The organism is Burkholderiales bacterium (assembly GCA_015075645.1).
Classification (GTDB): Bacteria; Pseudomonadota; Gammaproteobacteria; order Burkholderiales; family Casimicrobiaceae; genus VBCG01.
The window spans coordinates 288,288-303,316 of record JABTUF010000005.1 but is presented as its reverse complement, the minus strand read 5'-3'; the positions used below and the strand labels follow the sequence as shown (position 1 = coordinate 303,316).

15 protein-coding genes and 1 pseudogene are annotated in these 15,029 nt (G+C 69.7%); 5 read left to right on the top strand and 11 right to left on the bottom strand.

What is annotated here, in order from left to right; all coding sequences use genetic code 11:
- Positions 1-11: 11 nt before the first annotated feature.
- On the bottom strand, positions 12-983 hold the full coding sequence (gene corA / locus HS109_14655; protein MBE7523610.1) for a magnesium/cobalt transporter CorA: 972 nt from the start codon (positions 981-983) through the stop codon (positions 12-14).
- 226 nt (positions 984-1,209) lie between these two features.
- Between corA and HS109_14650 the strand changes: the two genes are divergently transcribed.
- The 5 genes from HS109_14650 to HS109_14630 all read left to right on the top strand — a co-directional run bounded on the left by HS109_14650 (position 1,210) and on the right by HS109_14630 (position 6,592).
- A complete protein-coding gene (locus HS109_14650) occupies positions 1,210-2,475 on the top strand; it encodes an MFS transporter (protein MBE7523609.1) in 1,266 nt (421 codons plus the stop codon).
- Positions 2,472-3,692, top strand: a complete 1,221-nt coding sequence (gene pncB / locus HS109_14645; GenBank protein ID MBE7523608.1) for a nicotinate phosphoribosyltransferase — start codon at positions 2,472-2,474, stop codon at positions 3,690-3,692. The genes HS109_14650 and pncB overlap by 4 nt, the downstream gene beginning before the upstream one ends.
- Before the next feature lie 46 nt (positions 3,693-3,738).
- On the top strand, positions 3,739-4,311 hold the full coding sequence (locus HS109_14640) for a YbaY family lipoprotein (GenBank protein ID MBE7523607.1): 573 nt from the start codon (positions 3,739-3,741) through the stop codon (positions 4,309-4,311).
- Between the two features lie 235 nt (positions 4,312-4,546).
- Entirely contained in the window at positions 4,547-6,352 is a 1,806-nt protein-coding gene (gene tadA, locus HS109_14635) for a Flp pilus assembly complex ATPase component TadA (protein MBE7523606.1), read from the top strand.
- 69 nt (positions 6,353-6,421) lie between these two features.
- Entirely contained in the window at positions 6,422-6,592 is a 171-nt protein-coding gene (locus tag HS109_14630) for a hypothetical protein (GenBank protein MBE7523605.1), read from the top strand.
- A gap of 985 nt (positions 6,593-7,577) precedes the next feature.
- Here the strand turns inward: HS109_14630 and HS109_14625 are convergent.
- The 10 genes and pseudogenes from HS109_14625 to HS109_14580 form a co-directional block, all read right to left on the bottom strand.
- Positions 7,578-8,093 (bottom strand): annotated as a pseudogene (locus HS109_14625) (adenylate/guanylate cyclase domain-containing protein).
- Between the two features lie 92 nt (positions 8,094-8,185).
- The gene (locus HS109_14620) at positions 8,186-8,785 is read right to left on the bottom strand and encodes a NapC/NirT family cytochrome c (protein MBE7523604.1); all 600 of its coding nucleotides are present in this window, start codon (positions 8,783-8,785) and stop codon (positions 8,186-8,188) included.
- Between the two features lie 3 nt (positions 8,786-8,788).
- The gene (locus HS109_14615) at positions 8,789-9,259 is read right to left on the bottom strand and encodes a nitrate reductase cytochrome c-type subunit (protein ID MBE7523603.1); all 471 of its coding nucleotides are present in this window, start codon (positions 9,257-9,259) and stop codon (positions 8,789-8,791) included.
- On the bottom strand, positions 9,256-11,760 hold the full coding sequence (gene napA / locus HS109_14610) for a periplasmic nitrate reductase subunit alpha (GenBank protein MBE7523602.1): 2,505 nt from the start codon (positions 11,758-11,760) through the stop codon (positions 9,256-9,258). Before napA ends, HS109_14615 begins: the two co-directional genes overlap by 4 nt.
- Positions 11,732-12,040, bottom strand: coding sequence for a chaperone NapD (locus HS109_14605; GenBank protein ID MBE7523601.1), 309 nt, complete (start codon positions 12,038-12,040; stop codon positions 11,732-11,734). The genes napA and HS109_14605 overlap by 29 nt, the downstream gene beginning before the upstream one ends.
- Complete coding sequence (napE, locus tag HS109_14600) at positions 12,037-12,195, bottom strand: periplasmic nitrate reductase, NapE protein (GenBank protein MBE7523600.1); 159 nt, start codon at positions 12,193-12,195, stop codon at positions 12,037-12,039. Before napE ends, HS109_14605 begins: the two co-directional genes overlap by 4 nt.
- 187 nt (positions 12,196-12,382) lie before the next feature.
- Entirely contained in the window at positions 12,383-13,024 is a 642-nt protein-coding gene (locus tag HS109_14595) for an FMN-binding negative transcriptional regulator (protein ID MBE7523599.1), read from the bottom strand.
- Positions 13,025-13,185: 161 nt separating this feature from the next.
- Entirely contained in the window at positions 13,186-13,584 is a 399-nt protein-coding gene (locus HS109_14590) for a hypothetical protein (GenBank protein MBE7523598.1), read from the bottom strand.
- Between the two features lie 44 nt (positions 13,585-13,628).
- Entirely contained in the window at positions 13,629-14,243 is a 615-nt protein-coding gene (locus tag HS109_14585; protein MBE7523597.1) for a LysE family translocator, read from the bottom strand.
- Positions 14,244-14,355: 112 nt separating this feature from the next.
- Positions 14,356-14,967 (bottom strand): LysE family transporter, encoded by a 612-nt coding sequence (locus HS109_14580; GenBank protein ID MBE7523596.1) that lies wholly within the window; start codon positions 14,965-14,967, stop codon positions 14,356-14,358.
- Positions 14,968-15,029 lie beyond the last annotated feature (62 nt).

Below are 15,029 nucleotides of genomic sequence, written 5' to 3'. Positions count from 1 at the left end.
CGCGCCCCGCCTCAGAGCCACCCGGCCTTGCGGAACCGGTAGACGAGGTAGCCGTCGATGGCCACCATCATCCCCACCGCGAACGGGTAGCCGAAGAGCCACTTGAGCTCCGGCATGTGCTCGAAGTTCATGCCGTAGACGCCGGCGATGAGCGTCGGGATGGTGATCAGCGCACCCCAGGCGGCGAGCCGCTTGGTGGTCTCGCTCTCCGCGAGGTTGATCAGCGTGAACGACACCGAGATCGCGGTCTGCAGCATTTCGCGCATCTGCTCGACCGCGGCGTTCACGCGGTTCAGGTGGTCGTAGACGTCGCGGAAGTACTCGCCCAGCCCGGCGCAGAGCGCCGGCACGCGCCCGCCGTAGAGCTTGCCCGCGACCTCCATCAGCGGACCGACCGCGTGCTTGAGCGTCATGACCTCGTGTTTGAGGTCGTAGAACGCCTCGATGCTGGCGCGCGTCGGCGTCGAGCGGAAGATGGCCTCCTCGTGCCGCTCGAGTTCCTCCTCGAGCGAATCGAGGATCGGGAAATAGCGATCGACGACCGCGTCCATCAGCGCGTAGAACACGTAGCCCGAGCCGTGGCGCAGCAGTTCGGGTTCGCGTTCGTTGCGCACGCGCACGTCGGTGAAGCCCTTCAGCACGTTCTTGCGCACCGAGAGCACGTAGTTCCGGCCGATGAAGACCGCCACCTGGCCTTCCGAGAGTTCGGCGTCGGGCGTGGCGCGCTCGACCGTGCGCAGGATCGCGAAGAGGTCGTCGCCGTATTCGTCGAGCTTGGGTCGCTGGTGCGGGCGCTTCGCGTCCTCGACCGCGAGTTCGTGCAATCCGAATTCCTGGGCCAGCTTGTCGATCTCGCCGTCGGGAGGATCGGCGGCGGCGACCCAGACGAAGCAGTCGGGCCGTCCCACGTAATCGCTGATGTCGTCGATCGGGATGTCGGCGAGCTTGCGGCCGTTCTGGTAGGCGACGCAGTTGACGAGCATGCCCGGCATGATAGCGAAGCACGTGCCGTTGTCGAGGCGTCGCGAACCGCGGATGTGCGATCCTTGCCGGCATGGGCATGGATGGGAGACGCCTGCCGGCGGGTGGTTGGCCCGGCGATCGCGGGGACGACCGCCGCCGGCAGCCTGACGGGCGCCGTCGGCCTCGCCGCGGCCCCGCCGGCGGTGCCGCCGCGCCCGCCGCACCGGCGCCCGGGGCGACGCCGCGTTGAGCGAACTCTCGCGCCCGCGCGAACTCGCGCTGCTCGGCACGCTCGCCGCCGTGCAGTTCACGCACGTCGTCGACTTCATGATCATGATGCCGCTCGCGCCGCAACTCATGCGGCTGTGGGACATCGGCCCGAAGGCGTTCGGAGCGCTGGTCTCGGTCTACACCTTCGCCGCGTCGGCGAGCGGGCTCCTCGCGGTGTTCGTGATCGACCGCTACGACCGCCGCCACGCGCTCCTCGTGGTCTACGCCGGCTTCACGGTCGCGACCGCGCTGTGCGGCGTTGCGCCGGGTTACGAGGCGCTGCTCGCCGCGCGCGTGCTGGCCGGCGCCTTCGGGGGTGTGGTCGGCGCGCTGATCCTCGCGATCGTCGCCGACGTGATCCCCTGGGCGCGCCGCGCGCGCGCCAACGCCCTCGTGGCGAGCGCGTTCTCGCTGGCCGCCATCGCCGGCGTGCCGGTCGGGCTGTGGCTCGCCGCCCATTTCACCTGGCGCACGCCGTTCCTCGGCGTCGCGTCGGTGGCGATCGTCGTCGGCACGCTCGCCTGGCGCGTGGTCCCGCCGATCGCCGGGCACGTCGAACACGGCCGTTCGCACGGAGCGCTCGCGCGCCTGCGATCGGTCGTCGTCGTCCCCAACCACTGGCGGGCGTTCGCGTTCGTCGTTTCGCTGATGTTCGCGGGGTTCACCGTGATCCCGTTCATCGCCGCCTACTCGGTCGCGAACGTGGGCATCACCGAGGCCGAGCTTCCGGTGATGTACGCCGCCGGCGGGCTCGCGACGCTCTTCACCGCGCAGGTGATCGGACACCTCGCCGACCGCTACGGCAAGCAGCGCGTGTTCGCCGTGGTCGCGCTCGCCTCGATCCCGGCGATCCTCGTTCTGACCCACATGCCGCGCGCCACGCTCGCCGCCTTCCTGCCGGTGTCGGTGGCGTTCATGGTGCTCGCGACCGGCCGGTTCGGGCCGGCGATGGCGCTCGTTTCGGGGAGCGCCGAAGCGCGCGTGCGCGGCAGTTTCATGAGCCTCAACGCCGCGGTCCAGCAGTTCGGCGCCGGCATGGCGGCGTTCGTCGCGGGCGCCATGATCGGCGAGGCCCCGGACGGGTCGCTGACCGGCTACGGCGGCGTCGGCTGGCTCGCCACCGCGTTCACGCTGGTGGCCATCGCGCTCGCGTTTCGCGTGAAGGTGGTGGATGCGCAGCGTCCCGGCGGACCGACGGCGGTATCATCGAACCCCCTCCCGGCGCACCGCCGCGACCCGTGATCATCCGCTCGCTCCTCGACACCGACCTCTACAAGTTCACGATGATGCAGGTCGTGCTGCATCATTTTCCCGGCGCGCAGGTCGAGTACCGGTTCCAGTGCCGTACGCCGGGCGTCGACCTGGTGTCCTCGATTCCGGACATCGAGCGCGGCATCGCCGACCTGTGCTCGCTCGGTTTTACGGCCGACGAACTCGACTACCTGCGCCGCTGGCGGTTCTTCAGGAGCGATTTCATCGACCTGCTCGGACTCTTCCGCCTCGACGCGCGCTTCGTGAGCGTCAAGCCGCGCGAGGGCCATCCCGGAGAGATCGACATCGCGATCAAGGGGCCGTGGCTGCACACGATCATGTTCGAGGTCCCGCTGCTCTCGATCGTGTCGGAGTCGTGGAACCGGCGCCGATACCCGTCGCCGGACCGCGACGAAGGACGGCGGCGCCTCGCGGCGAAGATCGCGCGGATCAACGCCGTGGCCGATCCCGATTTCCGCATCGCCGACTACGGGACGCGCCGGCGCCACGGGCGCGACTGGCAGGAGGAGGTCGTCGCGACGCTCAAGGCCGGCATCGGGCCGAAGTTCGTCGGCACGAGCAACGTCGACCTCGCGCGCCGTCACGATCTCACGCCGCTCGGCACCATGGCGCACGAGTACCTGCAGGCCTGCCAGGCGGCCGGTCCGCGGTTGCGCGACTCGCAGCGTTTCGCGTTCGACACCTGGGCCAAGGAGTATCGCGGCGACCTCGGGATCGCGCTGTCCGACGTCTGCGGCATGGACGCGTTCCTGCGCGACTTCGACCTCTATTTCTGCAAACTGTTCGACGGCGTGCGTCACGACTCCGGCGATCCGTTCGAGTGGGGCGAGAAGCTGCTCGCGCACTACAAGTCGATGCGCGTGGACCCGAAGTCGAAGGTCATGGTGTTCTCCGACCAGCTCGACGTGCCGCTCGCGATCCGCCTCTTCGAGCGGTTCCGCGGACGCAGTCAGGTGGCGTTCGGGATCGGGACCAACCTCACCAACGATCTCGGGCACCCGGCGCTGTCGATCGTGATCAAGATGACCCGCTGCAACGGCCAGCCGGTCGCGAAGATCAGCGACGAGCCGTCGAAGTCGATGGACTATGATCCTTCCTACGTCGCCTATCTCCGCGAAGTGTTCCAGGTTCCGCCCCACGAAGCGGCCCGTGCGTCCGTGCGCCCGGCCTCCCCACCATCGCCCTGATCGGAAGTTGCGCACGGCGTCCGGCCGTGGCATCGTTCGCACCCTTATGAAAACCCTTCCACGTCTGCGTCCGCTGTCGGCCACGCTCGCTTCCGCGCTGGCGGTCATCATGATTCCCGGTTGCGCCACGGTCGAGCCGGCGGGAGGGTCGGCGACGAACGCGTCCGTGTCCGCGGCACACGTCATCCGCGGTTCGGTCGTCTACCGGGAGAAGGTGGCGCTGCCGGACGACGCTGAACTCGTCATGGAGCTGATCGAGGTCAGCCGTCCCGACCGTCCGGTCAAGATCGCGACGAACACGATTCCCACCGCCGGGCGCCAGGTGCCGCTGCCGTTCACGCTGCCGTTCGATCCCGCGCGGACCGCGGTGGGCGGCATCTATTCGCTGCACGCAACCATTCGCTACGGCGGCAAGACCCGGTTCGTGACCGGGACGCGCGTCAACATCGACGTCAAGGCCCTGCCGCTGGCGCTGACGATGCTGGTCGTCGCCGGCGAGGCCGAATCGACCGCGGAAGACTCGCCGGCTCCCTCGGCCGGTCCGAATCGGGGCGGGCCCGCGCCTGGGACCATGCCCGGGCGCGGCATGGCTCCCCCCGGAATGCCCAGGCCCCGGTAGCCACGACCCCCGTCAGACTGAAGTCTGACCTACGAGGAAGGCGAGGCGTCTCGGGTCATGCGTGGGTCCGGCTTCAAGCCGGACGTTTTTCGTGTCGTCGTGACGAATCCCGTCAGGCTTGAAGCCTGACCCACAAGGTCGGCGCTTCGGCGCTCATTGCGCCGCCACCGGAATCTCCGGCGCGTCTGTCCTCTGTCTTCTGTCCTCTGACTCCTGACTTCTGTAGAGTGGCGCGATGGCCACACCCGCCACCGGCGCACGACCGGTCGCCACCCGCGACCCCTCCAGGAGCGGCGACCGGCGCCTGCGCCTCGACGACATCCTGAAGCTGATGGCGGCGGACGGCCTGGTGCCGCGCGCCGACGCCGACAAGCTCGCCCGCGCGCGCACGCGCCAGTACGAGCACCCGCTGGAACTCGTCGCCGCGCAACACTGGAAATCCGCGAAGGCGCCGCACGCCCCGCTCACGCTGGAGTGGCTGGTCGAGTGGCTCGCCGGCAAGCTCGGCGTGCCCTACCGGCACATCGACCCGCTGAAGATCGACCTGACCGCGGTCACCTCGACGATGTCGAACGCCTACGCCGAGCGCTTCCGGATCCTGCCGGTCGAGGTGGCGGCGGGCCGGCTCGTGGTCGCGACGAGCGAGCCGTTCGTGACCTCGTGGGCGAAGGAGCTGTCCGCGATCCTGAAGCTCGACGTCGCGCTCGAGTTCGCGAATCCGGTCGACATCAAGCGCTACCTCGGCGAGTTCTACAACCTCGCGCGGTCGATGAAGAAGGCGGCCGAGGCGCAGCCCGGCCAGGTGTCGCTCGCGCGGAACTTCGAGCAACTGGTCGAACTCGGCAAGCGAGGCGCGCTCGACGCCAACGACAGCCACGTCGTCCACATCACCGACTGGCTGTGGCAGTACGCGTTCGAGCAGCGCGCCTCCGACATCCACATCGAGCCGCGCCGCGACGTGGGCCTCGTGCGCTTCCGGATCGACGGCGTGCTGCACCAGGTCTACGCGATCCCGACGCCGGTGCTCGTCGCGATGACCTCGCGCATCAAGCTGCTCGCGCGCATGGAGATCGTCGAGAAGCGGCGCCCGCAGGACGGGCGCATCAAGACGGTCACGCCGGGCGGCCAGGAGGTGGAACTCCGGATCGCGACGATGCCCACGGCCTTCGGCGAGAAGATCGTGATGCGCATCTTCACGCCCGAGGTGCTGGTCCGCGACTACGCGGACCTGGGCTTCACGCCGGACGACACCGCGCGCTGGGAGCAGATGGCCCGCGAACCGCACGGCATCATCCTCGTCACCGGGCCGACCGGCTCGGGCAAGACGACGACGCTCTATTCGACGCTGCGCCAGCTCGCCACGCCCGAGGTGAACGTGTGCACGATCGAGGACCCGATCGAGATGATCGAGCCCGCGCTGAACCAGATGCAGGTACAGCCCTCGATCGGCGTCGACTTCGCGAGCGGCGTGCGCACGCTCTTGCGGCAGGATCCCGACATCATCATGGTGGGCGAGATCCGCGATCGAGATACCGCCGAGATGGCGGTCCAGGCGGCGCTGACCGGGCACCTCGTGCTCTCCACGCTGCACACGAACGACGCGCCGACCGCGGTGACGCGCCTGCTCGACCTCGGCGTGCCGGCCTACCTGATCAACTCGACGCTGCTCGGCGTGATGGCGCAGCGCCTCGTGCGCACGCTCTGCCCGCACTGCAAGCGGCCGGGCGAGCCCCCCGAACCGGAGATCTGGTCGATGATCACCGCGCCCTGGCGCGTGGAGCGACCCGCCTCCGGCACGATGGACCCCGTCGGCTGCCTCGAATGCCGGATGACCGGCTACCTCGGGCGCATCGGGCTCTACGAGATCATGCTGATGACGCCCGCCCTGCGCAAACTCGTCGACGACCACGCCGACGACGTCCGGGTGCGCGAGCAGGCGTACAAGGACGGCATGCGGCCGCTGCGCGTGTCCGGGGCGATCAAGGTCGCCGCCGGCATCAGCACCGCGGACGAAGTGATGAAGGTCGCGCCGCTGGGCTGACCTACGCCCGGCGTCCGGCTTGCCGCCAACGATCGCGTACGAACCCGATCCGGGACTGCCGCCGCCGGCGTGGTGCACCCGCGCGCGGAGTTCTTCCTCTCGAGCCCCGCGGCGATCACCGACGCGGCGGCGCTCGACCTCCTTCGCGCCGAGCGCATGCACATGCTGTGGCGCTCGACCGCGCTCTGCCACTTCCACTGGGGGTGCGCCAAAACGATGGAACGCTACGCCCGGCATTGAACCGCTCGGCAAAACGGCACCGTCCGCGCCGTCGACCGCGCGATGGACGGCGGGACGGAGACCGGATGGCGCGCGGTACTCAGAGCTTCGAGAAATGCACCCTGCAGGGACGCAGCTCCTGGCGGACGCCGATGCCGCCCGCGCCGTCGAACTTCGCCTTCACGGTGTATGCATAGGGCGTGCTCGTGGCGACGTTGCCCACGGTGAACTTGGGGTCGCCGGTGTGGCCGGACACGTTGAATCGGGCGGTTCCGTCGGCCTGGATGTCGCCTTCGAGCAAGAGCGAGTTCGGCGCGCCCTCGGTTCCGCGCAGCGCGCGCATCCGGCTGTCCTTGACCGTGCCGGTGACCTCGACCCGGTAGCCCTGGGCGCCCTTTTCCGGTGCGCAGGCGATCGTCACCGACCACGCGCCGTCGAATGGGTGTCCCGCGTTCGAACCCGAGCCTGCCGTAGCCGGGGGAGCCGCCGGCGCGGAAACAGCCGGCGCCGAGGGTCCTTGGGGCGCTGCGTCCCTGGACGCCGAGGCGAGCACCGCGGGTGCCGCGGCCGTGGCCTGCTTCCGCGCATCGGCCCGGATGCGTGCCGCGTCCGCTTCCGCCTGTGCGCGGGTCCGCGCGGCTGCGGCGTCGGCTTCCGCCCGGGTCTGTGCCGCACGCTGCGCCTCCGCATCGGCGCGGATCTTCGCCGCGTCGGCTTCGGCCTGGCGCTTGATCGCCTCGGCGTCGGCCCGGATCTTCGCGGCATCGGCCTCCGCCTGTGCGCGCTTCGCGGCGTCGTCGACCGCCGGTGCGGCGGGCGCCGCGACCTTGGGAGCGGCCGCGCGCGAACCTTCCCCGATCCAGCCCGCCTGCCACGCTGCAATGGCGGCGACGACGACGAGCGCCACGGCGCCGCCGGCGACGAGGCCGGCCGGCTTTCGTGCTGCCGCGACCGTGGGCACCGGCGCTGCGGCCTTCGCCGGGGACGACGCAGGCGCGGTCCCCGAGATCCGGTACACGCGGATCGGGCGCGAGATGTTCTTGAGCGGCTGCTCGCCGATGTCCTGGAAGCCGAGATCGAGCTTCCCGGTCACCTGGTCGTATACCGACGACGAGATGCACACGCCTCCCGGCTCGGCGATCGACTCGAGCCTCGCCGCGACGTTGACGCCGTCGCCCAGGATGTCGTTGTCCTTGACGACGACGTCGCCGAGGTTCACGCCGACGCGGAAGATCATCCGGCGGTCCTCGGGCAGCGAGTCGTTGCGCGTCCGGATCGCGTCCTGCATCTCGATCGCGCAGCGCACCGCCTCGACCGCGCTCGCGAACTCGGCCAGCACCGAATCGCCGGCCGTGCCGATGATGCGACCCTGGTGGAAGGCGATGATGCCGTCGATGACCGCGCGGTGCGCCGCGAGGATGCGGATGGTGCCTTCCTCGTCCAGCGACATCTGCTTGCTGTAGCCGACGGCGTCGGCGGCCAGGATGCAGGTCAGCCGGCGCTTGACGTTCAACGGATCCATGGGTTCCCCTGTGCCGCCGGCGAAGGGTTCCGGCCAGCGTGCGGATGATGCCTCCGCCACCGGGGGAGGTGCAATGCCGGCCGACCCGCGGGTCAGGGCGAGCGCAGCGAGGCGCCCATGTCGGGCAGCCGGTGCGCGATGCCCTTGTGACAGTCGATGCAGGTGCGCTCGCCGGTGAAGAGGAAGGCGGAGTGCGTGGCGGCGGCGCGCGGGCTCTGCCGGGTGATGTCCATCGACTCGGCGCTGTGGCAGTTGCGGCATTCGAGCGAGTTGTTCGCCTTCATCCGTGCCCACTCGCTCCGCGCGAGGACGAGGCGGTGGTCGACGAACTTCTCGCGCGTGTCGATCGTGCCGAAGATCTTGCCCCAGACCTCCTTCGACGCCTGCATCTTGCGGGCGATCTTGCTCGTCCATTCGTGCGGCACGTGGCAGTCCGGGCAGTGCGCGCGCACGCCGCTGCGGTTCGAATAATGGATCGTGCGCTGCAGTTCCGGGTAGACGTTGTCGCGCATCTCGTGGCACGAGAGGCAGAAGGTCTCGGTGTTGGTGAGCTCCAGGCCGGTATTGAACGCGCCCCAGAACACGACCCCGGCGGTGAACCCGCCGAGCACGAGGAACGCGAGGCTGAAGTGCCGGCTCGGGCGCCAGATCGTCGCCCAGTAGCGCTTCGCGAGTGCGACGAGCCCGCGCATCGCCTATTTCTTCTGCGCGCCGGCCGCGGCGCCGCCGCGCAGGATCTCGTCGACGTCGACGAAACGGTTGCCGACCAGCGGCTTCGCGTCCTCCTGCGGCACGTGGCACTGCTCGCAGAAATAGCGCCGCGGCGAGATCTCGGCCAGGAAGTTGCCGTCCCGGTCCATGTAGTGGCTGACGCTCACCGCGACCGCCTGCGTCACCGGCGCGCGACCGCGGCTGTGGCAGCCGAGGCAGGCGTTGACGTTGAGGTCGACCTGGTAGCCGTCGATCTTGTGCGGGATCGTCGGCGGCTGCATCGAGTACGAGCGCTCGCGGCGCAGGTCGCGGTTCTCGGCGTTGCCGAGCGGAGGCGGGCGGGTTTCGTCGGCGACCGGCGTCGTGCCGCGCAGGCGGTCGGTCAGCGGGGACTGCGCCAGCGCGGCGAACGCGGCGAACGCCGCGACGGCGGCCAGAAGGATCGCGCGCATCATGCGTCTCCCACCTTCTCGATCCGGACCGCGCACTTCTTGAAGTCGGTCTGGAGCGAAATCGGATCGGTCGCGTCGAGCGTCACCTTGTTGATGAGCTGCGAGGCGTCGAACCACGGCACGAACACGAGGCCGCGCGGCACGCTGTTGCGCCCGCGCGTCTCGACGCGCGTGCGCATCTCCCCGCGCCGCGAGACGATCTTCACCTCGCTGCCGCGGCGCACGCCGAGCGCCTTCGCGTCCTCGGGGTGCAGGTACACGACGGCGTTGGGGAACGCGCGGTAGAGCTCGGGCACCCGCCGCGTCATCGAGCCCGAGTGCCAGTGCTCGAGCACGCGGCCGGTGGAGAGCCAGAACGGATACTCGCTGTCCGGCGATTCGGCCGCCGGCTCGTAGGGGAGGGCCCAGATCACGGCCCGACCGTCGGGATTGCCGTAGAACTGGAAGCCCGCGCCCTTCCTGACGTAGGGGTCGGTGCCCTCGCGGTAGCGCCAGCGCGTCTCCTTGCCGTCGACGACCGGCCAGCGCAGGCCGCGCGCCTCGTGGTAGACGTCGAACGGCGCGAGGTCGTGGCCGTGGCCGCGGCCGAAGGTCGCGTACTCCTCGAAGAGGCCCTTCTGCAGGTAGAAGCCGAACGCCTTCGCCTCGGCGTTCGCGTAGCCCGCGTCGACCTGCGCGAGCGGGAAGCGGTCGACGTTGCCGTTGCGGTAGAGCACGTCGTAGAGCGTCTTGCCGGCGAGTTCCGGCTTCTTCGCGATCAGCTCGGCGGGCCAGACCTCCTCGACCTTGAACCGCTTGCTGAACTCGACGAGTTGCCAGAGGTCGGAGCGCGACTCGCCCGGCGCGTCGACCAACTGGTGCCAGAACTGCGTGCGCCGCTCGGCGTTGCCGTACGCGCCTTCCTTCTCGACCCACATCGCGGTCGGCAGCACCAGGTCGGCCATCAGCGTCGTGACCGTCGGGTACGCGTCCGACACGACGATGAAGTTCGCCGGATTGCGGTAGCCGGGCAGGCCCTCCTGCATCAGGTTGGCGGCCGCCTGCATGTTGTTGTTGACCTGGACCCAGTAGCAGTTGAGCTTGCCGTCCTTGAGCATCCGGTTCTGCAGCACCGCGTGGTAGCCGGGCTTGTCGGGGATCGTGCCGGCCGGGAGCTTCCAGATGCGCTCGGCCTCGGCCCGATGCTTCGGATTCGCGACGACCATGTCGGCGGGCAGCCGGTGCGAGAACGTGCCGACCTCGCGCGCGGTTCCGCAGGCCGACGGCTGGCCGGTGAGCGAGAACGGGCTGTTGCCGGGCGTCGAGATCTTGCCGGTCAGCAGGTGCAGGTTGTAGACGAGGTTGTTGCACCACACGCCGCGCGTGTGCTGGTTGAAGCCCATGGTCCAGAACGACATCACGCGCACCTTCGGGTCCGCGTAGAGCTCGACCAGCTTGTCGAGCTGCGCCTTCGGCACGCCGGAGAGCCGGGTCACGTACGCGGCGTCGTATTTCGAGACGTACTTCGCGTACTCGTCGAAGGTCATCGGCTTGCCGCCGCCCGCCTCGCCGGCGTTCTTCGCCGCCTTCTGGCGCGGATCCTCCGGGCGCAGCCCGTAGCCGATGTCGTCGTTGCCGAGCTTGAACGTCGTGTGGCGGTCGACGAACTCCCGGTTGACCCGGTTGCTGCGGATGATCGCGTTCGCGATGTGGTTGAGGATCGCGAGGTCGGTCTGCGGCTTGAAGATGACCGGGATGTCGGCCAGCTCGAAGCTGCGGTGCTCGAACACGGAGAGGACCGCGACCTTCGTGCGCGGCGCGGACAGGCGGCGGTCGGTGACCCGGGTCCACAGGATCGGATGCATCTCCGCCATGTTCGAGCCCCACAGCACGAACGCGTCGGCGTGCTCGATGTCGTCGTAGCAGCCCATCGGTTCGTCCATGCCGAAGGTGCGCATGAAGCCCTGCACCGCGGAGGCCATGCAATGGCGGGCGTTCGGGTCGATGTTGTTGCTGCGGAAGCCCGCCTTCATCAGCTTCAGCGCCGCGTAGCCCTCGAACACCGTCCACTGGCCGGAGCCGAACATGCCGACCGCGGTCGGCCCCTTCTCCTTCAGCGTGCGCTTCCACTGCGCGGCCATCTCGTCGAACGCGCGGTCCCACGACACCGGGGCGAACTCGCCGTTCTTGTCGTACTTGCCGTCCTTCATGCGCAGGAGCGGCGTCGTGAGCCGGTCCTCGCCGTACATGATCTTGGAGAGGAAGTAGCCCTTGACGCAGTTCAGCCCGCGATTGACCTCGCTGTTGATGTCGCCGTGGGTGGCGACCACGCGGCCGTCCTTGACCGCGACGTTGACGCCGCAGCCGGTGCCGCAGAACCGGCACGGCGCCTTCGACCACTTGAGCCGCGTGAGCGACGCATCGGTGACGACGTTCTGCGCGGCGCCGGGCAGCGGTACGCCGGCCACGGCGGCAGCCGCTGCCGCTGCCGATTGCTTAACGAAGGTTCGGCGCGTGATCTTCAAGTTCCACCTCGGTATCCATGGCGGCAGAGCTCTCGCCGTGCTGGTAGACGAGCGAGGCCGCGAGTACGCCGTCGAGCGTCTGGATGCGGACGAGCGCGTCGGCGATGGCGGCCTCGCCCGGACCTTCGAGCGTCACGACGAGCCTGCCGTCGGCGCTGGAGGCGTGGACGTCCGCTCCCGGGACGGCTCGTACCGCCCGGGCGACTTGCGCAACGGCTTGCGGCCAGGCGTGCACGACCAGCCCGGCGATGTGCACTTCGGCGGAGGCGGATGTGTTCATCCGGTCGGAGGGCCCGCGACGAGCTGGAACATCCAGACGGCGAATCCGTAGCCGGAGACGATCAGCACCGACAGCACCGGCACCATGACGACGGTCAGGAAGAGGAAGCTGCGAAGCTCCTCGCGACGGCTGCTCTCGATCTCGCCTTCGGACATCCGCTTCCCCGGGCTGGCGCTGGCCGGTTGTCGAGAAATGCAAGGCTTCGGCGGAACGCCGCGCGATCGACCGAGCCTGCTGCGGCCGAAGTGTGCCGCAAACGCCGCGCGATTGCCACGGGTCGCCGTCGCGTCGACCGGGCAACTCGCGTGGAGGGTGGCGGACGAATCGTGCGCCGCGATCGCGTCAGGGAGCGCCCGGCAGCGTGTCGCGCATCGCGGAAGCGAGCGGAGCCTGCCCGTGCGCGTCGAGCGCGTCGGCGGCGGCGCGCCGGTCGCGTTCGTCCTTGTTCTGCGAGAGCTTCCATTTGCCGACGATGCGCTCGACGGCGACTTCGATGCCGACGATGCGCGTGAGCATCTCGTCCAGGTAGGCGGGGTCGGCGTCGCCCATCTTCCACGGATCCGGGTCGCCGGTGCGCGCCTCGTGGCGGCGCGTGAGCCGCGCGACGACGCCGCGCACGAACCGTTCGTCGTCGCGCACGCGCACGCGGCCGTGGACGTGCACGACGCGGTAGTTCCAGGTCGGCACCTGCCGGTGCGCCTCGTGCTTGCTCGGATACCAGTTCGGCGAGACGTACGCGTGCTCGGCGCGGAAGATCACGAGCGCCTCGTCACCGTCGCGCAGTTCCTGCCACACCGGATTGGCGCGCGCGACGTGCCCGATCAGCGCGCCTTGCGATCCCTCGCCGGGCAGGAGTTCGAACGGCAGGTGGTTCGCGTCGAGTCCTTGACGGCCCCGCACGACGAGCGCGCCCAGCGGATGGTCGGCGATCAGTGCGTGGAGTTCAGCGGTGTCGCGGCATTCGAAGTGCGCGGGGTTGTACATCGGGCCGGGGCTCGTGGTGATCGGGGATTCGGGGAGGGCGCGCGAGCGGTTCGAAGGTCAGGTTCCGCGTCGGGCCGTCGGTCTCGTGATGCGCGCGGGCGCGGAGCCGGGGGCTGTCGGGGCGGCAGAACCTGCTCCCGCGTTCGCGGGCACCAAGCCGATCATCCCAGCAGCGCGCGGAAGTCGCCGGCGAGCCGTTCGCCGTGCTCGCTCGACAGTGGGAAGCTCCCCTGGAGCGCGAGCCGCATGAAGTCCCGCTCGCCCGGCTCCGCAGGCGACAGGCATTCGGCGAGGTAGAACGCAACGACGGGCGGTCGACCGGCGGCGAAGCGCACGGTCAGGCGGAAGTCGTAGGTGCCTTCGAGCGTGACGCGTCCCGAGCCCGCCGCCTTCGCGTCCTGGAGATCGCGGAGAAACGCGTCCTTCCGGAGGAGCGCGATGTCCCCGTACGACACTTCGCGGCCGCCGAGCGAAGCCGCGATCCAGAAGCTGCTCGCGCCGATCTCGGGCATCGGCTCGAACGCGATCCAGGCGTCCGACCGGTCGCTGGCGATTCGCATCGACGGCCCATCCTGTTCCGGGTTCGCGGAACGCGTGCCTCGCGTCAGCGCTCGCCCAGCGCGAGCTTCGCGCCGAGCCCGGCGAAGGCCGCCGCGAAGCCGACCCGGAGCCGGTCCTGGACCTTTGCGGACTCGATCACCCGCCGGCGGAACGCATGCGCGATCAACCCGTAGACGACGAAGACGGCGAAGGTCATGCCCATGAACACCGCGCTGAGCTTCAGGAGTTGCGTCGTCGGCGCGCTCGCGCCCGGGTCGACGAACTGCGGCAGGAACGCGAGGAAGAACAGCGTGAGCTTGGGATTCAGGATGTTGAGCAGGACCCCGCGGGTCACGATCGAGGTCGCACTCGCCTTCGCCACGCTGCCGTCGACCACGAATGCTGACCGGTCGCGCCACGTCGCGAAGGCCAGGTAGAAGAGGTAGGCGACGCCGGCGAACTTGAGCGCCTGGAACGCGAGCGCGCTCGCGTGCATCATCGCCGCGAGACCGAGTGTCGTGGCCGCGAGGTGCGGGAGGATGCCGGCGGTGCAGCCGAGGCTCGCCCACACGCTCGCGCGGCGTCCCCCGATCAGGCCGGTGGACACCGTGTAGATCACGCCGGTGCCCGGGATCAGCACGACGACGAGCGAGGTGAGCAGGAATTCGGGACCGATCATGGGGGCTCCGAGGCGAGGCGCGACGCAACGATAGCAGGTCCGGACGCGCGGCGCGCCGACATCGCTGCCGACGATGGCCGGACGGCGGTCGCCACGGGCGAACCGCCCCGGCTCAGGCCCGCAAAGGGAGCCAGGCGCCGATGGCGATGAAGACGCCGCCGCAGGCGCGGTTGAACGTCCGGCCGATGCGCGCGAGCCACCCGGTGACGCGGTGCGCCAGGCTCGCGAGCAGGAACTCGGTGACCAGCTCGATGGCCACGAACGTCGCGGCCATCACGAGGAACTGGACGAAGACGTTGCGCGCCGGATCGACGAACTGCGGCAGGAACGCCGCGAAGAACAGGATGCCCTTGGGATTGGTGGCCGCCGCGAGGAAACCCTGGCGGAACAGCGAACCGTTGTTCGCCGCGGGTGGCGTGCCGCCGCGTTCGATCCTGATCGGCGGCGCGCGCCACACCTGGATTCCGAGCCAGACGAGGTAGGCCCCGCCGAGCCACTTGAGCACCGTCAGCCAGACGAGCGAGGCCTTGAGCAGCGCGCCGATGCCGAACATCGACAGCGCGATGATCGTGACGAAACCCAGCGCGCCTCCACCGAGCGTGTAGAGCGCCCGGCGGCGGCCGTGCAGGGCGCCGTGGGTGAGCGCGAGCAGGCTGTTGGGCCCCGGCGAGAGCGACAGGCCGAGCGCCGCGAGGAAGTAGATGAGCCAGACGTGGAGGTCCATGGTCGCATTCGGGTGCGCCCGGACATTCTCTCATCCGGGCGCCCATGCGTTGCGACGGTATG